Source organism: Microbacterium sp. MMO-35, from assembly GCF_037147555.1.
GTDB lineage: Bacteria > Actinomycetota > Actinomycetes > Actinomycetales > Microbacteriaceae > Microbacterium.
In genome coordinates this window covers 493818-513459 of sequence record NZ_JBBCVH010000001.1, presented here as the reverse complement: position 1 = coordinate 513459, position 19642 = coordinate 493818, and the positions used below count along the sequence as shown (strand labels likewise).

The window sequence follows — 19642 nt, the reverse complement described above, 5'->3', positions numbered from 1 at the left end:
TCGTCTCGGTCGGCTGCGCCGTCCTCGCTCAACGACCCCGGCGGCCCCGGCTCGGCTGCGCCATCCTCGCTCAACGACCTCGCAGACACCACGAACGCTCCGACCCCGAAGGGATCCGACATGACCATCGAGACCGACAAGACCGCCACCGCCGCCATCCACGCCGGGCAGGCCGCCGACCCGTACACGGGGGCGGTGATCCCTCCGCTGCACCTGTCGACCACGTTCCTGCAGGACGGCATCGGAGGCCTCCGCCAGGGGTACGAGTACGGACGCAGCGGCAACCCGACCCGCGACGCGCTGCAGGCGCAGCTCGCCGCGCTGGAGGGCGGCGCCCGCGCCTACTCGTTCGCGTCCGGCCTCGCCGCGGAGGACACCCTGCTCCGCGCGATCCTGCAGCCCGGCGACCACGTGCTGCTCGGCAACGACGTCTACGGCGGCACGTTCCGGCTCATCTCGCGAGTGCTCGGCGCCTGGGGCGTCACGGTGCAGGTCGTCGACATGAGCGACACCGAGGCAGTCCGCGCCGCGGTCGCCGCGCGTCCTCCGCGCGTGCTCTGGGTCGAGACGCCGTCGAACCCGCTGCTGCGGATCTCCGACATCGCCGCCCTCGCGGAGATCGGCCACGCCGCCGGATCCGTGGTCGTCGTCGACAACACCTTCGCCACCCCCGCGCTGCAGCGCCCGCTCGCCCTCGGCGCCGACGTGGTGGTGCACTCGACGACGAAGTACCTCGGGGGGCACTCGGACGTCGTCGGCGGGGCGGTCGTGCTCAACGACGCCGAACTGGCCGAGAAGGTCGGCTTCCTGCAGTTCGCGGTGGGCGCGGTCTCCGGACCCTTCGACGCCTGGCTCACCACGCGCGGCATCAAGACCCTGCCGGTGCGGATGCGCCAGCACAACGCCAACGCCGAGGCGGTCGCCGAGTTCCTCGTGACCCATCCGCGCGTCGCCCGCGTGTACTACCCGGGGCTGCCCGAGCACCCCGGCCACGAGCTCGCCGCGCGACAGATGTCCGGTTTCGGCGGGATCGTCTCGGTCGCCCTGGAGTCGGGGGAGGCTGCGCGGCGCTTCGCCGAGTCGACGCGCGTGTTCCAGCTCGCCGAGTCGCTGGGCGGCGTGGAGTCGCTCGTCAACTACCCCGACGCGATGACCCACGCCTCCGTGCGCGGCACCGAGGCTGCGGTCCCCATCGAGGTCGTGCGCCTCTCCGTCGGCCTGGAGGATCCCGCCGACCTGCTCGCCGACCTGGAGCAGGCGCTCGCCCGCTGAGCACCGCGCGTTGTCCGGCGCGACTGGCTCACGTCTCGAGGGCGCGGCGCAGCGCGGCCAGCCGGGTCGCCGGATCCCCCTGCAGCTCCAGGATCCGGGCGCCGCCGGTGAGGTCCTCGTCGTCGGCGAGCTCGAGCAGCGCCTCGGCCGTCGCGTCCCGCAGCTCCGGGTCCTCCTCGTCCGGAACCGCGATGTCCTCCGGGCCGAGAAGCACGAGCAGATCGACCTTCCGCATGGCCTCGGCGGCGAGCGGCGCCTCGCGGCGCAGGAGCCCGGCGGCGGTCCCGGAGCGACCGAGCTCGTCGAACGCGGCGAGGTAGGCGAGGAAGTCGAGCGGCCCGCGCTCCGCGATCACGGCGCTCGGAAGAGCGGGATCGAGGAGGCGCTCGGCGCTGACCCTGAGCTGGGCGACGACGGATCCGGATCCGAGGCTCTCGTCCACGAGCTCGAAGGGATCGGGCAGCACGGCGAAGCCGGGGTGCGCCAGGGCGAAGTCGGAGATCAGGGTGCTCTTGCCGGTCGCGTGCGTGCCGGAGACGACGATGCGCATGGCCGGAGTCTACGGATCCGCCTGCCGCGGCGTGCGGGGCGGACTCCGCAAGGGCGGGGCTCAGCCGGCCGCCCGGCCTCCGCGGGTGCGCGCCATGAGCACGTCGCGCACGACGATCGCGCGCCGCATGTCGGCCATGATCGGATCGAAGAAGCGCTCGCGGTAGCGCTGCTCGCTCACCGCCGACAGGACGAACGGCAGCGAGGAGATGATCGACATCAGCGCCGCCGTCTTGACGAGATTCATCGTGATCGGGAGCGTCGCGCCACCGATCGCCAGGCGCTCCACGTGCAGGGGGTGGGCGGGCGTTCCCGGTCCCACCCACAGCTCGACGACCCCGACCGGGATGGCGATGCCGCCGATGAGCACGAGCAGCGCCCAGAGCATCGCCGCGAACAGCACCGCCTGCATGAGCTGGGCGACCGCCATCACGAGCATCACGTTGAAGCGCTGGACGAAGCGCAGCGGCGCGGACGGCGCCGATGCGGATCCCTCGCGCGCGACGGGGGTGCCGACGAGCAGCGCGGCGCGCTCCTCGGGGGTGAGGGTCTGCCTGATCTCGTCGATCTCGGACGCGCACACCCGCAGGACCACGATGAGCGCGAGCGCCGCGACGACGGCGCCGACGAGCGCGATGGATCCCCAGGGCAGCGCCGAGCTCATCTGCCAGACCTCGGCGGAGAAGAACGCGAAGACCACGAGCATCAGGATGACGGGGAGCGCGATCGACGCCATGTGCCCGACCGCCGAGACGTTGCGCACCGCGAGGCGGCTGCCCCAGGAGAGCAGCGCACCGCCGCCGGCGCCCGTGGCCAGCATGCAGACGGCGACGAGGGCGAGCCCCTCGATCACCGGGGCGACGAGGGCCGCCGGCTTCAGCAGATAGCCGCCCACGATGAGCGCGACCAGGCAGATCGCGATCACGATCCCCGCGACCGCGGTGCCGGACGGGGCGGAGAGCCGGCGCAGCGCCGCGCGGATGAGCCGGAACCCGGCCCACACGATGACCGCGGTGAGGGCGAGGAACAGCAGCACGAGCCCCAGCAGCGCCCATTCGTCGTCGGGCAGGAGCGCCGCGATCGCATCGATCCCCTCGCCCATCCCCGAGAGCAGCGCGGCGGTCAGGGTGACCGCGGTCACCAGCGGGGCGACGCGGCGCGGCAGGTCGGTGAACCAGCGCCGCAGCGGCACGAAGGTCGGCAGCCCCTGCTCGCGGAACCAGCGATCCGCGGCGCGCTGCCGGGCGCGGGCGCCGACCGGTGCGGCGACCGCGGCGGGGTCGGCGGTTCCGTCGGACATGGAGCCGAGACTACCCGCACCGACGGGGCCCGCCCGGCCGCCGCCGTGCCCGTAGCCTGAGGTCATGACGGACATCGCCTGGTCGGACGGACGCTGGACCCACGATCCCGCGGGGACGGCGGAAGAGCACGGCGACCTCGTCGTCACGGCCGTCGAGGGCAGCGATGCATGGCGGGTCACGTCCTACGGCTTCGTGCACGACAGCGAGCATGCGCTCCTCGTGCCGTTCGCCGTGGGCGCCGCCGTGGAGGTGGAGTTCACGGCGGCGTTCTCCGAGCAGTTCGACCAGGCGGGCGTCTTCGTGCGCGTCTCGGCGGAGCGCTGGGTCAAGGCCGGCGTCGAGTTCGCGGACGGGCGGCCGCAGGTCGGCGCCGTCGTCACCGACGGGATGTCGGACTGGTCGCTCGCCCCGGTGCCGGAGTGGGCGGACCGCCGGATCCAGGTGCGGGTGAGTCGCGGGGCGGACGCGCTCACCGTACGCGCCGGCCTCTTGGGGCAGCCCCTCCAGCTGGTGCGCGTGCTGCCCTTCCCGGCAGGGGTCACCGCCGAGGCGGGTCCGTTCGTCTGCGCGCCGACGCGGGCCGGCCTCGCCGTGCGCCTGCACGCATGGCGCGTGGTCGAGGCGGACGGCGCGCTGCACTGATCGCGGACCGGTCCGACGTGCCGGTGCAGCTCCCGGATCCGCGGACGCTGCCTTTCGATGCGGCATTCTCGACGGATGCGGAATACCCCCAGGGGGTATATGGTTGTCGATGTCGGATACCCGGACGGGGTATCGACTGAAGGAGACGACATGACCACGACCGAATACCAGGTGACCGGGATGACCTGCGGGCACTGCGAGATGTCCGTGCGCCGCGAGGTCGGCAAGATCGCCGGCGTCGACGCCGTCGAGGTGAGCGCCGCCGACGGCTCGCTCCGGATCACGGCGAGCGCCCCGCTCGAGGACGCGAGCGTGTTCGCGGCCGTCGACGAGGCGGGCTACCGGGCGGTCCGGGCCTGATGAACGCCGCGGGACGACTGGGTCTCTACGGCGCCGGGCTCGCGGCGGCGTTCGCCGTGGCCTTCGGCGTCGCGGCGCTCGTCGCCCCGCGAGACGCCGCGGCGCAGAGCACTCAGCACGAGCAGGGAACTCAGCAGGAGGAGAAGAGCATGAACGGGCACGACGCGCACGGCAGCGCGCCGCAGACGGGCGCCGACCAGGGCGCACAGGCGGCCGCGTGGACTGCGGGCGTGTCGCTCGCCGCCGGCGGGTACACGCTGGATCCGGTCTCCGCGCCGGCCGCGGTGGGGGAGCAGGGGGCTCTGAGCTTCCGGATCCTGGACTCATCGGGAACCCCGCTCACCGCCTACGCGCCACAGCACGAGAAGGACCTGCACCTCATCGTCGTCCGCAGCGACGGCGCGCAGTTCCGGCACGTGCACCCCGTTCTCGACGCGGCCACCGGCACCTGGAGCATCCCGTGGTCCTGGAGCGCCGCCGGCTCGTACCGGGTGTTCGCCGACTTCGCGGCCCTGCGCGAGCCTCAGGGGACGGAGGCGGATCCGATCACGCTCTCGCGAACGGTCGAGGTCGCCGGATCCTTCGCGCCCGTCGTCCCTGCGACGAGCACCCGGACGAGCGTCGATGGCTTCGACGTCAGCATCGCGGGCGATCTCGTCGCCGGATCCGGCTCCGAGCTCACCGTGACGGTCCGCCGCGACGGCGAGCCCGTCACGACGCTGCAGCCGTACCTCGCGGCTTTCGGGCATCTGGTCGCGCTGCGCGAAGGCGACCTCGCCTACCTGCACGTGCACCCCGAGGGCGCCGCACCGACCGGTCCGGACGCGACCTCCGGCCCCGACGTCCGGTTCGGCGCGCACGTGCCCACCGCCGGCCGCTACCTGCTCTACTTCGACTTCCTGGCCTCCGGATCCGTGCACACCGCAGCGTTCGTCCTGGATGCGCACGGCGCCGAGACCGCGACCCACCAGCACTGACCCCTCGAAGACGACCGACCCCGGAAGGAGATGCACCCATGAACGCGAACAGCGTGGAGCTCGAGATCGGCGGGATGACGTGCGCCTCCTGCGCCAACCGCATCGAGAAGACGCTCAACCGGATCGACGGCGTCACCGCCACGGTGAACTACGCGACCGAGAAGGCGAGGGTCGACCTGCCGGACGGCTTCGACCCCGCGACGCTCATCGCCCAGGTCGAGGACATCGGCTACTCCGCGGTGCTCCCCGCGCCGCCGGTCGCGGAGCCGCCGGCCGGCGATGCCCCTACGGCGGACGACCCCGAGCTGCGCTCCCTGCGCACCCGTCTCGTCGTCAGCGCAGTGCTCGCGGTGCCCGTCATCGCGATGGCGATGATCCCGGCGCTGCAGTTCACCAACTGGCAATGGGCCTCGCTCGCGCTCGCCGCGCCGGTGATCGTGTGGGGCGCCTGGCCGTTCCACCGCGCCGCCTGGCTGAACCTGCGCCACGGCGCCGCGACCATGGACACCCTCATCTCGATGGGGACGCTGGCCGCTTTCGGCTGGTCGCTGTACGCCCTCTTCCTCGGCACGGCCGGCATGCCGGGCATGCGGCACGAGTTCTCGTTCGCTCTGCAGGCCGGTGACGGCAGCAGCAACATCTACCTCGAGGTGGGTGCGGGCGTGACCGTGTTCATCCTGGCCGGACGGTACTTCGAGAAGCGCTCCAAGCGGCGGGCGGGAGCGGCGCTGCGCGCGCTGCTCGAGCTCGGCGCCAAGGATGTGGCGGTGCTGCGCGCTTCGGCGGGCGCAGGGGCCGGGGGCGCTGCCCCGGAAGCGGCGGATGCCGGCGCGGTGCCCGGGGACGCCGACTCGGCGGCCGGGGGCGCCGGTTCGGACGCGGGGAGCGCGTCACCGCAGACCGCTGTGCGGACCGAGGAGGTGCGGATCCCGATCGCGCAGCTCGTCGTCGGCGACGAGTTCGTGGTGCGACCGGGGGAGAAGATCGCGACCGACGGCGTCATCGTCTCCGGGACGTCGGCGGTCGACGCCTCGATGCTCACCGGCGAGTCCGTGCCCGTCGAGGTCGGCGCGGGCGATGCCGTGGCCGGAGCCACGGTCAACGCGGGCGGGCGCCTCGTCGTGCGTGCCACGCGGATCGGATCCGACACGCAGCTCGCGCAGATGGCGCGCCTCGTCGAGGATGCGCAGACCGGCAAGGCCGAGGTGCAGCGCCTCGCGGACCGGATCAGCGGAGTGTTCGTGCCGATCGTGATCGCGATCGCCGTGGTGACGCTCGGGGCCTGGCTCGGCGCGGGGTTCCCCGCGACGGCGGCGTTCACGGCCGCGGTGGCGGTGCTCGTGATCGCATGCCCGTGCGCCCTCGGCCTGGCGACCCCCACGGCGTTGCTCGTCGGGACCGGTCGCGGTGCGCAGCTCGGGATCCTGATCAAGGGTCCGGAGGTGCTGGAGTCCACCCGCAAGGTCGACACGATCGTGCTCGACAAGACCGGGACGGTGACGAGCGGCCGGATGGAGGTCACCGACGTCATCGTCGAGGACGGCACGGATGCCGCCGAGCTGCTGCGTCTGGCGGGCGCCGTCGAGGCCGCCTCCGAGCACCCGATCGCGCAGGCCGTGGCCCGTGCGGCGGCGGGTGCGGGACCGGTTCCGCCCGTCGAGTCCTTCGAGAACATCCCGGGTCGCGGCGTGCAGGGCGTCGTCGACGGTCACGCCGTGCTCGTCGGGCGGGAGGCCCTGCTCGCGGACTGGGCGCAGCACCTGAGCCCGCGGGTCGCGGCGGCCAAGGCCGAGGCCGAGGGCGGCGGCAAGACCGTCATCGCGGTCGGCTGGGACGGATCCGCCCGCGGCGTCGTCGTGATCGCCGACACGGTGAAGCCGACGAGCGCCGAGGCCGTCGCCGCGCTCAAGCGGCTCGGACTCACCCCGATCCTGCTCACGGGAGACAACGAGGCGGTCGCCCGCCGGATCGCCGCGGAGGTGGGCATCGACGTGGTGTCAGCGGAGGTGCTCCCCGAGGGCAAGGTCGACGTGATCGCCCGGCTTCAGGGCGAGGGGCGTGTCGTCGCGATGGTGGGCGACGGCGTGAACGACGCCCCCGCGCTCGCCACGGCCGACCTCGGCATGGCGATGGGCACGGGCGCCGACGTCGCGATCGAGGCGAGCGACATCACGCTCGTGCGCGGCGACCTGCGCACGGCGGCCGACGCGATCCGGCTCTCGCGCCGCACGCTCGGCACGATCAAGACGAACCTGTTCTGGGCCTTCGCGTACAACGTGGCGGCGGTCCCGATCGCCGCGCTGGGGCTGCTGAACCCCATGCTGGCCGGAGCCGCCATGGCGTTCTCGAGCGTCTTCGTGGTGGGCAACAGCCTGAGGCTGCGCCGGTTCCGCTGAGCCGCAGGCTGTGCCGGTTCCGCTGAGCCGGGCGCTGCGACGGGTTCGACCCGGGGCCTCTGAGTCGAACCCGGACGGGGCAGCCCGGTACTTTGCGGCGGAGAAGTGCGCCTTCTTCGGACGGATCCGGAGAACGGATCCGAAGAACGCGTACATCTCCGTGTGAAGTCGTCGGGTTGCGGGCCGCCGGGCCCGCGTGCCGCGAGCTCGACCGAGGGCGTCAGGCGCCGTGCCAGAAGATCGCGATGCCCGCATTCAGCACCGCAAGCACGCCGATCGTCCAGAAGGCCCCCGCGGTCGGTCGGCCCGCGCGCTCGCGGGTGATGACGACGCCGAACGCGCCGCCGATCGCCAGGGCGACGACGAGCTTCACGCCGAGCTTGACGTAGTCCAGGTGCACCCCGGCGGGGAAGGGGATCGCGAGGATCAGGCCCGACGCGATCATGACCCCCAGCCCGGTGCGGAACAGGGTCGTGGTGACGTAGCGCCGGCGCACGGCCTGGGCGGCCCAGCCGCCGAGCAGGAGGGCGAAGCCCACGAGGTGCACGAGCACGAGGAACTCGCGCAGCAGGGACAGAGGATCCATGGGTGTCTCCTTTTCGGATCGGACGGGCAGAGGGATTCGGACAGGGCGGATCCAGCGGGTGGGTGGATCCGGCAGGGGGATCGGGCGCGCCGGAGGAACCCGGCGCAGCGGGTGACGACGAGGAGCGGTCCGGGGTCAGGCCGCGGCGGTCTTCCCGCCGTCGACGGGCAGGACCACGCCGGTGACGAACGAGGCGGCCGGCGACGCGAGCCAGGCGATCGCCTCCGCGACCTCCTCGGGGCGCCCCATCCGCTGCATCGGCACGAACCGGCCGATGTGCTCCCGCACCTCCGCGGGCTGGGTGAGCACGCGGCCCGAGGCGATCGGGCCGGGGGCTACGGCGTTGACCCGCACGCCGCGAGCGGCCTCGTCGAGGGCCGTGGTGCGGGTCAGGCCGACCACGCCGTGCTTGGCGGCCGCATAGGCCGACATCCCCGGAGCCCCGCCGATGCCCGCGGTGGACGAGACGTTCACGATCGCCCCGCCGTCGCCGATGACGGCGAGCTCGGCTCGCAGGCACCGCGCCAGCCCCAGGAGGTCCACCGTGAGCACGCGCTCCAGCTCGGCATCGTCGATCGCACCGAGCGGGCGCGGCAGGTGCGCGACGCCGAGGTTGTTGACGGCGACCTGGATTCCATCGGGGGCTTCGCGGGAGAGGAACTCCTCGAGCGCGCCCTCCATCGAGGCGTCGAAGGCGCCCGCGGCCACGTCGACCCCGGTCGTCCGCAGCTCCGCGGCGAGGGCGTCGAGCGGCTCCGCCCGGCGTGCCACGAGGAGCATCCGGTGCCCTTCGCCGGCGAGCCGCCGTGCGACCGCTCCGCCGATCTCCCCGTTCGCGCCGACCACGATCGCACAGCTCATGACCTGTCCTCCCGGCCTGCCAGGCGCGGATCCCGGCGAGGGCGATCGCGGGGGAGGAGGAACGCCGCGGCGATGAGCCAGGCGCCGCCGCCGAACCGGACGATCGGAAGAAGGACCTGCAGCGGATCCAGCACGAGCGAGAGGAACGACACCTCGCCCGCGGCGGCGGTGACGAGCCCCGCGAGGGCGAGCCACCGAGGCAGGAGGCGCAGGATGTAGGCGGGGACGGCGATGCCCGCGATGAGCAGGCCCATGCCCACCGCGTATCCGACGCTGCCGAGCCCGAACGCGAGGCGGCCGAGCGCCGCGACGGAGCCCGGATCCCCGGGGGAGGATCCGGAGGCGAGCGACCAGGGCACGAGGGCCGAGAGGAGCAGCAGCAGCGAGGCCGCGATGCCGCCGTACAGTCCGATCACCGGTCCGGGCACCCGCACGCCGAGCCGGAGCTGCCGCGCGTAGACGGAGGCGGCGAGGATCCCCAGCGGCACGGCCGCGCCGAGCTGCAGCGTCGCCGCGATGCGGATCGGCAGCGCGTGCGCCGCGTACCAGGCCGCGACGTCGCCGGCCGGTGCGAACGGCGCGGGAGCGGATCCGGTGCCGGCGAGCAGGGTGACGACGCCGGCGATCGTGAGGGCGAACGTCACGATCGCGAGCGGGCCCAGGGGCGGTCCACCAGGGCGACGGGGGCGCTGCGAAGAATCGGTCATACAACAAACGATGCATGGCATGAATCATTCTGTCAAGGGACTAAGCTGAGGTGATGGACACCCCTCGCCGCCCCGAGCGCACGGGCTTCCTCCTCTCGCAGCTCGGATCCTTCGCCGCCGCGCGCTTCGCCGAACTCGTCAAGCCGGCCGGCCTCACCCCGGCGACCGCCGGTGCGCTGCGCATCCTGGCGCGCAGTCCCGGTCTCAGCCAGCGCGCGCTCGCCGACCGCCTCGGGGCCGTGCCCAGTCGCGTGGTGGTGCTCGTCGACGCCCTCGAGCACGCCGGACTCGTCTCCCGCACCCGCGATCCCGACGACCGTCGTCACCACCGGCTCGATCTCACCGACGCGGGGCGCGCCGCGCTGCAGGGGCTGCGCACGGCGGCCGAGCAGCAGAACGCCGACATCCTCGGGCCCCTCGATCCCGCCGAGCGTGAGGCGTTCGCCGCCCTCATCGCCCGGCTCGCCGCCGCGCACGGCATCGACCCCGACGTGCACCGCGGGTTCGCCGATCATCCTCGTGCGGAGGATGGCGCGCCAGGCGACGACCGGGCGTAGCGACGAGTCCCGCTCAGAGGTCGCGGGCGCGGAGCCGCTCCTCCTCGTCGGTCGCGGCCCAGCTCGCCAGCATCCGCAGAGCGTCCGCCGACCCGGATCCGGGCTCCGCCGTGTACACGGCCATCATCACGCCCGGGTCGGCGGAAAGGTCCAGGCCCTCGTAGGTGAGGTCCAGATCGCCGACGACCGGGTGATGCAGGCGCTTGATCCCGGTGCGGTGGAAGCGCACGTTGTGCGCCGCCCACAGTGTGCGGAACTCGTCCGAGCAGTCCGACAGCTCATCGACGATCGACGCGAGCGCGGGATCCGCCGGGTGCCGTCCGACCTCGGCGTGCAGAGTCGCGACCAGATCCTGCACGACCTGATCCCACTCGCGGTAGAAGGTGCGCGCCACAGGGTCCAGGAAGGCGAAGCGCAGGCTGTTCGGCCGCTCGTGCGCGAACAGCGGGGCGTAGAGCGCCCGGCCCAGGCGGTTCGCGCCGAGATAGTCGAAACCGCCGCCGCGCACGATCGCCGGCGCATCGACGATGGCGTCGATCATCCGCAGCACGCTCGGGCGGAGCGCCGCGGCCCGCACCGGGGCTGCGAGGCCCGGGCGCGTGACGCGGCCGGAGCCGCGGGCGAGGTCGAACAGGTGGGCCGTCTCGGCCTCGTCCAGCTGCAGCGCTCCGGCGATGGCCGCGAGCACCGTGTCGGAGGCGCGGGTGAGGTCGCCGCGCTCGATGCGGATGTAGTAGTCCACGCTGACGCCCGCGAGCAGCGCGACCTCCTCGCGACGGAGCCCGGGAACCCTGCGGAACCGCCCGTATGCGGGAAGCCCGGCCTGCTCGGGAGACAGCCGTGCGCGCCGGGACGTGAGGAAGTCCTGCACCTCAGCCCTGGCGTCCCGCCCGCGATCGTCCATGCCTCGACGGTACGCGCCGCGATCGGGCGGTGCCAGGCACTGGCAGTACCCGGAACATCCGGGTCTGGTGCCTGCGGGGGAATCGGAGTGGACTGGACGTGCTCCGGATCCGCCGGAGCGGGATCCGGCAGGGCGGCTCGACGCGCCGGCCGGCAGCGACGGAAGGAGAGGCGCATGCACACGCGCACACTCGGACACGGTCTCGACGGCGCGGGCCTCCAGGTCTCCGCGATCGGCCTCGGCGCGATGGGGATGTCGCAGAGCTACGGTCCGAATCCCGGCAGCCGGGAGGACATGATCGGCGTGCTGCGTTCGGCACTGGACCACGGCGTCACCCTCATCGACACCGCGGAGGTCTACGGGCCCTACGTCAACGAGGAGCTCGTCGGCGAAGCGCTCGAGCCCGTCCGGGACCAGGTCGTCATAGCCACGAAGTTCGGCTGGCACATCGAGGAGGACGGCCGCTACACCGGGGTCGACAGCCGCCCGGAGCAGATCCGCCGGGTCGCCGAGGCATCGCTCCGACGGCTGCGCACCGACGTGATCGACCTCTTCTACCAGCACCGGGTGGATCCGGCCGTGCCGATCGAGGACGTCGCGGGCACCGTGGGCGAGCTCGTGCGCGAGGGCAAGGTGCGCCACTTCGGCATGTCCGAGGCATCGGCCGCCACGATCCGCCGCGCGCACGCCGTGTTCCCCGTGACCGCGGTGCAGAGCGAGTACTCCCTGTGGACGCGGGATCCGGATGCCGAGGTGCTACCGGCGCTCGCCGAGCTCGGCATCGGGTTCGTGCCGTTCAGCCCACTCGGCAAGGGCTTCCTCACCGGCACGGTCTCGGCGGAGACGTCGTTCGCCGAGGGGGACATCCGCGCCACCATCCCGCGGTACACCGCCGACAACCGCGCGGCGAACCAGCGTCTCGTGGATCACGTCGCGGCGCTCGCCGCGGCCAAGGGGGCGACGCCCGGGCAGATCGCCCTGGCCTGGCTGCTCGCGCAGCAGCCGTGGATCGTGCCCATCCCGGGCACCCGGCGCACCGCGCGCATCGCGGAGAACGCCGGATCCACCGCGGTCGCACTGTCGGCCGACGAACGCGCCGACCTCGATTCCCTCGCGGCCCGCCTCGGCGTCGCCGGCGATCGCTACAACGCGACGCAGTTCTCCTACGTGGGTCGCTGAGGATCGCGCGGGCGGTCGGGCACCCGGTCCCGGCGCCGCCCCCGGCCACCGGCCGCCCCCGGCCGGCCTCCGGCGCCGGCCCCCGCCCGCGGCCCCGGCGGGCGGGCACGCGGTCTGCCCGCCCCGCTCTGTTCCCGTCGCAAAAAAGGTCGCTCAGGGCGCTGCTGAACGACATTATTTGCGACGGGAACGGAAAGGCTCGCGACGGGAACGGAGCGGGACCGCGCGACGGCCGCGGCGCCCGCCGATCCCGGAAAAAGATCGGATGTTCTCTTCGCTTCTCCGAATCGATTCGATACGATGGAGACGGCTCGCCGTGACCGATCACGGGGAGCCTTGCTTCGTCCCCCGCCGATCCTCGCCCGAAGAGTCTCCTCATGGCCGTCTCCCTGACCACAGGCCGCCCCTGGCGCGTCATCCTCGCGTTCGCCGTCCCCCTGCTGATCGGCAACGTCGTCCAGCAGCTGTACCAGTTCGCTGATGCGATCGTCGTCGGACGCCACCTCGGCGTGGACTCGCTGGCGGCCGTGGGCGCGACGGGCAGCCTGATCTTCCTCCTCATCGGCTTCGCCTGGGGTCTGTCGAGCGGTTTCGCCATCCCGACCGCGCAGTCGTTCGGCGCGGGGGACCATGCCGCGGTGCGGCGTTCGGTCGCCACCGGCACGCTGCTCACCGCCGCCACCAGCATCGTCATCACGATCGGCGCCCCGCTGGTCACCGAACCGCTGCTCCGGCTGCTGCAGACGCCCGAGGCGCTGCTCCCGGAGGCGACGGTGTTCACGCAGGTGACCTTCATCGGCGGCAGCACCGTGATGTTCTTCAACTACCTCTCGGCGGTCATCAGGGCGATCGGCGACTCGCGGACGCCCCTGGTCTTCCTCACGGTCTCTTGCGCGCTGAACATCGTGCTCGTGATCCTCATGGTCGGCACGTTCGAGTGGGGAGTCGCAGGGGCCGCCTGGGCCACCGTCGTCGCCCAGGGCGTCTCGGTCGCGCTCTGTCTCGTGTACGTGTGGCGCAAGCTGCCCGTCCTGCACGTGCACCGCGCCGACTGGCGGGTGACCCGTGCCGACATCGCGGAGCACCTGCGCCTCGGACTCCCGATGGGATTCCAGGCCTCGATCATCGCGATCGGCACCATCACGGTGCAGGTGGCGCTGAACATGCTCGGCGCCGACGCGGTCGCCGCCTACACGACCGCGTCCCGGGTGGACAGCATCGCCGTGGCGTTCCTCTCGTCGATCGGGCTCGCCGCGTCGATGTACGCCGCGCAGAACCTGGGCGGACGCCGCCCCGACCGCATCCGCCGCGGCGTGACCCAGGCGATCTGGATGGCCGTGATCACCGCGGTCGTGCTCGGCGCGCTGCTGGTGCTCTTCGGATCCTCGATGGTGCGGGTCTTCATCGGAGACGGATCCGATGAGGTCGTGCGTCTGGCCGCCCTCATGCTCCTGATCAACGGGCTCACCTATACCGCGCTGGGCGTGCTGTTCGTGCTGCGCGGCGTGCTGCAGGGGCTCGGCCACACCCTGATCCCGACCATCACCGGGGTGATCGAGCTCGTGATGCGCGTCGGCGCCGCCGTCGTGCTGGGAGCGCTCATCGGGTACCCCGGCGTCGCACTGAGCAATCCGCTCGCGTGGTTCGGCGCCGCCGCGCTGCTCATCCCCGCGTACGTGAAGGCGCACCGGCAGCTCGCCGCCATGCCGGTCGACCCCGTGGAGGTCACCCCGACCACGGCGATCCCCGTGGTCGGTCCGACCGACGGATCCATGGTGGTCGACGGGGTCTTCACCGCCCCCGTTCCCGTGGTGAGGAGAAGGGCGCGCCTCAAGGTCGGACGCCGCTGACGCTGCACGCCTGACCGCGGGGTCGCGGTGCCGGAGCGAGGAGCGCGTCGCGCGGTTGCCGGCCACCGGGGGTCGCACCGGTGCCGGGGCGAGGAGCGCGTCGCGCGGCTGCCGGGCACCGGGGGTCGCACCGGGGGTCGCGCCGGTGCCGCGAGCCGGGGCCACTGCGGGCGCCGGCGCGCGATCGTCGGGCGGAATCACGACGGCGAGCGACGGATGTCCGCCAGGCGCTTGCGGTGGGGGAGCGGGGTCGCGCACTCTGGAGATCTGGCGGGACCATCGGCGTGCGAGGAGCTTCCCCAATGACCCAGCGGATCACCCCCAACATCTGGTGCGACCACACCGCCGAGGAGGCGGGGGTCTTCTACGCATCGGTGTTCGACCGCACCACCTCGCGGGTCGTCGCGCGCTACCCCGACCACGGTCTGCCGGAGTTCCAGCGCGCGTTCGCCGGGCAGGCGCTCACCGTCGACGTGTCGATCGACGGCTATCGGATCACTCTCATCAACGCCGGATCCGAGTTCGCCCCGAACCCGGCGACGTCCTTCCTGGTGAGCGTGGATCCGCGCCGCTTCGGTGGCGATGATGCCGCCCGCGCCTGGATCAACCGCACCTGGACACGGCTCGGCGAGGACGGCCTCGTGCTCATGGACATCGGCGAGTACTTCTTCAGCGGCCTGTACGGCTGGGTCGAGGACCGCTACGGGGTGAGCTGGCAGCTGAAGCTGATGGATCGGGACGCCGAGCCCGCGCCGCTGATCACCCCGATGCTCGTGTTCGGCGGACCCGTGCGGAACAGGTCGCTGGAGGCGATCGCGCTGTACGGCGAGCTGATGCCGCCCGCGGGCATCACCCGCCAGGTCGAGTACCCCGTCACCGAATCCCCGCACATCGACGAGCCGATCGTCTACTCCGAGTTCCAGCTCGCCGGGCAGCGCTTCGCGGCCTTCGATTCTCCGGTCGACCGGGATTTCACGTTCACGCCCGGGTTCTCGCTGCAGGTCGACTGCGACGGGCAGGACGAGCTCGACCGGATCTGGGAGGCGCTGAGCGCTGTGCCCGAGGCCGAGCAGTGCGGCTGGCTCGTCGACCGCTTCGGCGTGAGCTGGCAGGTCGTGCCGGCGAACCTCGGCGAGCTGATGCAGCGGCCGAACGCCTACGAGCACCTCATGCGGATGGGGCGCATCGTCATCGCCGATCTCTGAGCCTGATCCGCGGGAGGAGTCTTCGGCTCGGTATTCAGCGCAGGGCGAGGAAGCCCAAGGTCGCGCTCGCCACGGCCAGCACGGCGAGGACGATCGCCGGCGTCGCCGCCTCCTTGCGGCGCAGGTGAACGACCACCGCGCCGATCATGATGATCGCGATACCCGTGCCGGCGAGGGGCGTGAGGATCGGGGCGATTCCCGTCGCCAGAGGCAGGATCAGACCGATCGCGCCCACGACCTCGAGCGCAGCGATCACCTTCACGGTGCCGGCGGAGAAGTCGTCGGTCCACGCCATGCCGCGTTCGGCGAGCACGGGCTTGGGGGTGATCAGCTTCATGCCGCCTCCGCCGAGCATGGCGAGGGTGAGCAGCGCGTTGACGATCCAGAGGGCGATGAGCATGGGGATCCTTCTTGTTATCGATCGTCACCTTGTTACGATCAGTAAGCAACAAGGATGGAGCACGATGGAGGCGCGTACAAAAGGCACATCGGTGTCACCGGCGCACAGCGGGAGAACTCCCGCCGCGACAGCTGGCGCGGGCTCGGACCTCTCCGAATACGAACGCTCCTGCCAGGGACGCCCGGGAGGTCCCGAGACGGGACGTTTGATCCGCGACGTGCTCGATCGGGTCGGAGACAAGTGGTCGCTCCTCGTCGTGGGCTCCCTCAACGGCGATGTGATGCGGTTCAGCGACCTCCTCCGCCACATCCCCGGCATCTCGCAGCGCATGCTGACTCTCACGCTCCGCCAGCTGGAGCGCGACGGCCTCGTGATCCGTACCGCGTACGCCGAGGTGCCGCCGCGCGTCGAATACCGGCTCACAGCGCTCGGCACCACTTTCGTCGAGATCGCGCACACCATCGCCCAATGGGTGATCGCCAACCACGGCGCGATCGAGCGCTCCCGTGCGGAGTACGACGCGCGCTGAGCCTCAGCGGTGGTCGCGGTCGTGGTGCTGACCGGACTCGTCGCCGTTCGCGATGCGCTCGGCCTCGCGGGCGCGCAGGTCCACCCGGCGGATCTTGCCCGAGATCGTCTTGGGCAGCTCCGGCACGAACTCGATGATGCGCACCCACAGGTGCGGGGAGAGCTGGCCGCGCGCATAGGCGAAGATCGAGCCCGCGGTCGCCGTGAGGTCGTCGTGCGCGGCCGCCGTCAGCAGCACGTATGCCTTCGGCACCGCGAGGCGGGTCGGATCCGGGCTCGGCACGACGGCCGCCTCCACCACGTCGGGGTGCTCGAGCAGCACCGACTCGAGCTCGAACGGTGAGATCTTGTAGTCGGACGCCTTGAACACGTCGTCCGCACGGCCGACATAGGTCAGGTACCCCTCGGCGTCGCGGGTGGCGATGTCGCCCGTGTGGTGGAAGCCGCCCTCGCGCGAGCGCGCTGTCGCCTCGGGATCCGCGTAGTACCCGGCCATGAGCCCGAGCGGGCGCTCGGCGAGGTCGAGGCAGATCTCGCCCTCGGCCACGCCGTCGGCATCGCCGTCGACGCGGGCGCCCGTGACGGGATCCACGAGGACCACCGGATACCCGGGCAGCGGGCGGCCCATGGATCCGTCCTTCACGACCTGCCCCGGCGAGTTGCCCACGCAGGCGGTCATCTCGGTCTGCCCGAAGCCGTCCCGGATGGTGCCGCCCCAGGCGTCGCGCACGCGCCCGATCACCTCGGGGTTCAGCGGCTCACCCGCGCCGACGAGTTCACGCGGCGGATGCGGGAGCCGGCCCAGGTCGGCCTGGATCAGCATCCGCCAGACGGTCGGCGGTGCGCAGAAGGTCGTGACATGGTGCTGCTCCATGACCTCCATGAGGGTGTTCGCGTCGAAGCGGTCGTAGTTGTAGACGAACACGGTGGCCTCGGCGAGGAACGGCGAGTAGAAGCTCGACCATGCGTGCTTCGCCCAGCCCGGCGAGGAGATGTTGAGGTGCACGTCGCCCTCGCGCACGCCCAGCCACCACATGGTCGAGAGGTGCCCGACCGGGTAGGAGACGTGCGTGTGCTGCACGAGCTTGGGCCGGCTCGTGGTTCCCGAGGTGAAGTAGAGCAGGCTGGTGTCGCCCGCCGGGGTGGGGCCGTCGGGCTCGAAGTCGTCCGAGGCGCCGTGGGAGTCGGCGAAGTCGTGCCAGCCGTCGGGTGCGGGCGCACCGGGGGCATCGGGCACGGCGATGCGCACGATGTCGGCGGGCAGGCCGGCGACGCGGTCCGCGAGGGATCCGAGGGTCACGATGCCGCGGGCCTCGCCCTTCTCCGCCCGGTAGGCCAGATCCGCGGGCGAGAGCAGCGTCGAGGTCGGGATCGCGACCGCGCCGAGCTTGGTGAGACCGAGCATAGTCTCCCACAGGTCGATCGTGTTGCCGAGCATCACGATCACATGGTCGCCGCGGCGGATCCCGAGCCCGTGCAGCCAGTTCGCCACCTGGTCGGACCGCCGCGCCAGCTCGCCGTACGTCCAGGTCCGGCTGGTGAGATCGGCGGACACGATCTGCACGGCCGGGCGGTTCGGCGTCTCGCCGGCCACGACGTCGAACCACTCCAGCGCGAAGTTGAACGTGCGCAGCTCGGGCCAGTGGAAGACGGCCCGCGCCCGGGTGTAGTCGTTCGCATGCGCGAGCAGCAGATCGCGGGCGGAGCGGATCGCGGAGGTCGCCGCGGTGGCGGCACGGGGCTGGCTCATGGAGCCATCTTCGTCGCTCCGGACCGTTTCGGGGAGCGTCCGGGCCACGGGAAGCGCTCGTGCTCGGCGAGGCCGTCGCGCAATTCAGGCTGGAGCCCGCTCAGAGGCCGGATAGGGCCGGATGCGGGCCGGTGGCGGGAAACGAGCCTGAATTGTGCGATCGGCGTCCGGCCGACAGGATCCGGGGCGGGGTGCAATACGCTGGCGTGCGTCCCCGCCATCCACCGATCGGAGCAGCATGTCCGAGCCCCTGTTCGTCGAGATCGCCAACACGCCGCGCGACTACGCCTGGGGAAGGGTCGACGGCGTGGCCGGAGTGCTGGGCGCCGCGGGCACGGGCGGCCCCGAGGCGGAGCTGTGGCTCGGCGCGCATCCCGGATCCCCGGCCCGCACGGTCGGCGACGCGCCGTGGGCGACCCTTCTGGACTGGGAGCGGCAGGCCGGCGCCCGGCTGCCGTTCCTGCTGAAGATCCTCGTCTCGGCGGGCCCGCTGTCCCTGCAGGCGCATCCCACGCCGGCCCAGGCGGCCGCCGGCTTCGCGGATGAGAACGACCGGGGCATCCCGCTCGAGGCGTCGCACCGCAACTACAAGGACCCGTATGCCAAGCCGGAGCTGATCGTCGCGCTCGAGGACGGCTTCGAGGCGCTGTGCGGCTTCCGTTCGGTCGCGGAGATCCTCGTCGATGTCGACGAGCTCGCCGCACGCGCAGGATCCGATGCGCTCGCGCCGTGGCGCGCCGCACTGGCCGGTCCCGACGGGCTGCGCGCCGGGTTCTCCTGGCTGCTGGGCGGCGGCGCCGATGTGGATCTCGCGGTCGCCGCTCTGGTCGCCGCGGCCGTGGGCGAGGAGCGTTTCGAGCTGATCACCCGTCTCGCGGCGGCCTACCCCGGAGATCCGGGCATCGCGGTCGCGCTCATGTTGCGCCACGTCACGCTGGCCGCGGGGGAGTCGTTGTGGCTGCCGGCGGGCAACATCCACGCCTACCTGCGCGGTGCGGGCGTCGAGCTCATGGGGCCGAGCGACAACGTGCTGCGTGGCGGACTCACCCCGAAGCACGTCGACACCGCCGAGCTGGAGAAGGTGCTGACGTTCACCGCCTCGGAGGACGACCACCTCCTGCCCGTCGAGATCGCGGAGGGCGTGCGCAGCTACCGCCCGCGGATCCATGCGTCGGGAGCGGACGTGCCGTTCGAGCTGCTCGCCGTCACCGGTGCCGCGGACGTCGCCCTCGCCGGCCCGTCGATCGCGATCGCCACGGACGGCTCCTTCGCCCTCGCCGCGGAGGGCGCGGAGGTCGCGGAGGGCGCGGAGGTCGCCGTCGCGCGCGGCGCCGCGGTGTTCGTCACCCGCCCGGCGCAGGTGCGGGTCACCGGATCCGGCCGCCTCTGGATCGCGACCGCCGTCTGAGTCGCCCCGCGCGCGGCGCCCGCCCCGCGCCCCGCGCGCCCCGCGCCGCGCTCCCGCGCCGCGCTCCCGCGCCGCGCTCCCGCGCCGCGCTCCCGCGCCGCGCTCCCGCGAGACCGAACCTCCGTCTCGAGACCGACGAAACGAACCGCGGTCTCGGGACTCGGGTTCGGTTTCGCGGGTGCCTCGTCGTGCGCTGGCGTCGTCGGCGCC

19 protein-coding genes are annotated in these 19642 nt (G+C 72.5%); 11 read left to right on the top strand and 8 right to left on the bottom strand.

Going from position 1 to position 19642, the window contains the following annotated elements; all coding sequences use genetic code 11:
- Nucleotides 1-120 precede the first annotated feature (120 nt).
- Nucleotides 121-1272 (top strand): cystathionine gamma-synthase, encoded by a 1152-nt coding sequence (locus WFJ01_RS02285; protein ID WP_292883558.1) that lies wholly within the window; start codon nucleotides 121-123, stop codon nucleotides 1270-1272.
- A gap of 28 nt (nucleotides 1273-1300) precedes the next feature.
- Here the strand turns inward: WFJ01_RS02285 and WFJ01_RS02280 are convergent, their stop codons facing one another.
- Both WFJ01_RS02280 and WFJ01_RS02275 read right to left on the bottom strand, forming a co-directional pair.
- On the bottom strand, nucleotides 1301-1822 hold the full coding sequence (locus WFJ01_RS02280; RefSeq protein WP_292882585.1) for an AAA family ATPase: 522 nt from the start codon (nucleotides 1820-1822) through the stop codon (nucleotides 1301-1303).
- Between the two features lie 60 nt (nucleotides 1823-1882).
- Nucleotides 1883-3121 carry a hypothetical protein gene (locus WFJ01_RS02275; protein WP_292882588.1) on the bottom strand — a complete coding sequence of 413 codons (1239 nt, stop codon included), beginning with the start codon at nucleotides 3119-3121 and terminating at the stop codon, nucleotides 1883-1885.
- Between the two features lie 64 nt (nucleotides 3122-3185).
- Here WFJ01_RS02275 and WFJ01_RS02270 point away from each other — a divergent pair, with 64 nt between their 5' ends.
- The 4 genes from WFJ01_RS02270 (at nucleotide 3186) to WFJ01_RS02255 (ending at nucleotide 7497) form a co-directional block, all read left to right on the top strand.
- Nucleotides 3186-3764 carry a DUF1349 domain-containing protein gene (locus WFJ01_RS02270; protein WP_336628083.1) on the top strand — a complete coding sequence of 193 codons (579 nt, stop codon included), beginning with the start codon at nucleotides 3186-3188 and terminating at the stop codon, nucleotides 3762-3764.
- Nucleotides 3765-3914: 150 nt separating this feature from the next.
- Nucleotides 3915-4124, top strand: coding sequence for a heavy-metal-associated domain-containing protein (locus tag WFJ01_RS02265; RefSeq protein WP_251443585.1), 210 nt, complete (start codon nucleotides 3915-3917; stop codon nucleotides 4122-4124).
- On the top strand, nucleotides 4124-5101 hold the full coding sequence (locus WFJ01_RS02260) for a heavy-metal-associated domain-containing protein (RefSeq protein WP_336628082.1): 978 nt from the start codon (nucleotides 4124-4126) through the stop codon (nucleotides 5099-5101). The genes WFJ01_RS02265 and WFJ01_RS02260 overlap by 1 nt, the downstream gene beginning before the upstream one ends.
- Nucleotides 5102-5139: 38 nt before the next feature.
- Entirely contained in the window at nucleotides 5140-7497 is a 2358-nt protein-coding gene (locus tag WFJ01_RS02255; RefSeq protein ID WP_336628081.1) for a heavy metal translocating P-type ATPase, read from the top strand.
- A 220-nt stretch (nucleotides 7498-7717) separates the two neighbouring features.
- Here WFJ01_RS02255 and WFJ01_RS02250 read toward each other — a convergent pair whose 3' ends face one another.
- The 3 genes from WFJ01_RS02250 to WFJ01_RS02240 all read right to left on the bottom strand — a co-directional run bounded on the left by WFJ01_RS02250 (nucleotide 7718) and on the right by WFJ01_RS02240 (nucleotide 9651).
- Nucleotides 7718-8083 carry a Fe-S protein gene (locus tag WFJ01_RS02250; protein ID WP_292882602.1) on the bottom strand — a complete coding sequence of 122 codons (366 nt, stop codon included), beginning with the start codon at nucleotides 8081-8083 and terminating at the stop codon, nucleotides 7718-7720.
- A 135-nt stretch (nucleotides 8084-8218) separates the two neighbouring features.
- Entirely contained in the window at nucleotides 8219-8944 is a 726-nt protein-coding gene (locus WFJ01_RS02245; RefSeq protein ID WP_292882605.1) for an SDR family NAD(P)-dependent oxidoreductase, read from the bottom strand.
- A complete protein-coding gene (locus tag WFJ01_RS02240; RefSeq protein ID WP_336628080.1) occupies nucleotides 8941-9651 on the bottom strand; it encodes a hypothetical protein in 711 nt (236 codons plus the stop codon). Before WFJ01_RS02240 ends, WFJ01_RS02245 begins: the two co-directional genes overlap by 4 nt.
- A gap of 53 nt (nucleotides 9652-9704) precedes the next feature.
- On the opposite strand from WFJ01_RS02240, the gene WFJ01_RS02235 reads away from it, so the two are divergent.
- Nucleotides 9705-10208 carry a MarR family winged helix-turn-helix transcriptional regulator gene (locus WFJ01_RS02235; protein WP_336628079.1) on the top strand — a complete coding sequence of 168 codons (504 nt, stop codon included), beginning with the start codon at nucleotides 9705-9707 and terminating at the stop codon, nucleotides 10206-10208.
- A gap of 13 nt (nucleotides 10209-10221) precedes the next feature.
- Here the strand turns inward: WFJ01_RS02235 and WFJ01_RS02230 are convergent, their stop codons facing one another.
- On the bottom strand, nucleotides 10222-11112 hold the full coding sequence (locus WFJ01_RS02230; protein ID WP_251443559.1) for a helix-turn-helix domain-containing protein: 891 nt from the start codon (nucleotides 11110-11112) through the stop codon (nucleotides 10222-10224).
- A 174-nt stretch (nucleotides 11113-11286) separates the two neighbouring features.
- Here WFJ01_RS02230 and WFJ01_RS02225 point away from each other — a divergent pair, with 174 nt between their 5' ends.
- The 3 genes from WFJ01_RS02225 to WFJ01_RS02215 all read left to right on the top strand — a co-directional run bounded on the left by WFJ01_RS02225 (nucleotide 11287) and on the right by WFJ01_RS02215 (nucleotide 15346).
- Entirely contained in the window at nucleotides 11287-12291 is a 1005-nt protein-coding gene (locus WFJ01_RS02225) for an aldo/keto reductase (RefSeq protein WP_292882616.1), read from the top strand.
- Nucleotides 12292-12668: 377 nt separating this feature from the next.
- Nucleotides 12669-14141: an MATE family efflux transporter gene (locus WFJ01_RS02220; protein WP_292882619.1), complete on the top strand. Its 1473-nt coding sequence runs from the start codon at nucleotides 12669-12671 to the stop codon at nucleotides 14139-14141.
- A 302-nt stretch (nucleotides 14142-14443) separates the two neighbouring features.
- Entirely contained in the window at nucleotides 14444-15346 is a 903-nt protein-coding gene (locus WFJ01_RS02215; protein WP_336628078.1) for a VOC family protein, read from the top strand.
- A 34-nt stretch (nucleotides 15347-15380) separates the two neighbouring features.
- On the opposite strand, the gene WFJ01_RS02210 is transcribed toward WFJ01_RS02215, so the two are convergent.
- Complete coding sequence (locus WFJ01_RS02210) at nucleotides 15381-15746, bottom strand: DoxX family protein (protein ID WP_292882625.1); 366 nt, start codon at nucleotides 15744-15746, stop codon at nucleotides 15381-15383.
- A 217-nt stretch (nucleotides 15747-15963) separates the two neighbouring features.
- Here WFJ01_RS02210 and WFJ01_RS02205 point away from each other — a divergent pair, with 217 nt between their 5' ends.
- A complete protein-coding gene (locus WFJ01_RS02205; protein ID WP_336628077.1) occupies nucleotides 15964-16275 on the top strand; it encodes a winged helix-turn-helix transcriptional regulator in 312 nt (103 codons plus the stop codon).
- A gap of 3 nt (nucleotides 16276-16278) precedes the next feature.
- Here WFJ01_RS02205 and WFJ01_RS02200 read toward each other — a convergent pair whose 3' ends face one another.
- Complete coding sequence (locus tag WFJ01_RS02200; protein WP_336628076.1) at nucleotides 16279-18024, bottom strand: AMP-binding protein; 1746 nt, start codon at nucleotides 18022-18024, stop codon at nucleotides 16279-16281.
- Between the two features lie 238 nt (nucleotides 18025-18262).
- Between WFJ01_RS02200 and manA the strand changes: the two genes are divergently transcribed.
- The gene (gene manA / locus WFJ01_RS02195) at nucleotides 18263-19432 is read left to right on the top strand and encodes a mannose-6-phosphate isomerase, class I (RefSeq protein ID WP_336628075.1); all 1170 of its coding nucleotides are present in this window, start codon (nucleotides 18263-18265) and stop codon (nucleotides 19430-19432) included.
- Nucleotides 19433-19642 lie beyond the last annotated feature (210 nt).

Coding starts and splice junctions, on each gene's coding strand:
- WFJ01_RS02215 (WP_336628078.1), top strand. CDS start 14,444: ATGACCCAGCGGATCACCCCCAACATCTGGTGCGACCACACCGCCGAG.
- WFJ01_RS02220 (WP_292882619.1), top strand. CDS start 12,669: ATGGCCGTCTCCCTGACCACAGGCCGCCCCTGGCGCGTCATCCTCGCG.
- WFJ01_RS02245 (WP_292882605.1), bottom strand. CDS start 8,944: ATGAGCTGTGCGATCGTGGTCGGCGCGAACGGGGAGATCGGCGGAGCG.
- WFJ01_RS02275 (WP_292882588.1), bottom strand. CDS start 3,121: ATGTCCGACGGAACCGCCGACCCCGCCGCGGTCGCCGCACCGGTCGGC.
- WFJ01_RS02235 (WP_336628079.1), top strand. CDS start 9,705: ATGGACACCCCTCGCCGCCCCGAGCGCACGGGCTTCCTCCTCTCGCAG.
- WFJ01_RS02255 (WP_336628081.1), top strand. CDS start 5,140: ATGAACGCGAACAGCGTGGAGCTCGAGATCGGCGGGATGACGTGCGCC.
- WFJ01_RS02265 (WP_251443585.1), top strand. CDS start 3,915: ATGACCACGACCGAATACCAGGTGACCGGGATGACCTGCGGGCACTGC.
- WFJ01_RS02210 (WP_292882625.1), bottom strand. CDS start 15,746: ATGCTCATCGCCCTCTGGATCGTCAACGCGCTGCTCACCCTCGCCATG.
- WFJ01_RS02230 (WP_251443559.1), bottom strand. CDS start 11,112: ATGGACGATCGCGGGCGGGACGCCAGGGCTGAGGTGCAGGACTTCCTC.
- WFJ01_RS02260 (WP_336628082.1), top strand. CDS start 4,124: ATGAACGCCGCGGGACGACTGGGTCTCTACGGCGCCGGGCTCGCGGCG.
- WFJ01_RS02225 (WP_292882616.1), top strand. CDS start 11,287: ATGCACACGCGCACACTCGGACACGGTCTCGACGGCGCGGGCCTCCAG.
- manA (WP_336628075.1), top strand. CDS start 18,263: ATGTCCGAGCCCCTGTTCGTCGAGATCGCCAACACGCCGCGCGACTAC.
- WFJ01_RS02250 (WP_292882602.1), bottom strand. CDS start 8,083: ATGGATCCTCTGTCCCTGCTGCGCGAGTTCCTCGTGCTCGTGCACCTC.
- WFJ01_RS02280 (WP_292882585.1), bottom strand. CDS start 1,822: ATGCGCATCGTCGTCTCCGGCACGCACGCGACCGGCAAGAGCACCCTG.
- WFJ01_RS02285 (WP_292883558.1), top strand. CDS start 121: ATGACCATCGAGACCGACAAGACCGCCACCGCCGCCATCCACGCCGGG.
- WFJ01_RS02200 (WP_336628076.1), bottom strand. CDS start 18,024: ATGAGCCAGCCCCGTGCCGCCACCGCGGCGACCTCCGCGATCCGCTCC.
- WFJ01_RS02240 (WP_336628080.1), bottom strand. CDS start 9,651: ATGACCGATTCTTCGCAGCGCCCCCGTCGCCCTGGTGGACCGCCCCTG.
- WFJ01_RS02270 (WP_336628083.1), top strand. CDS start 3,186: ATGACGGACATCGCCTGGTCGGACGGACGCTGGACCCACGATCCCGCG.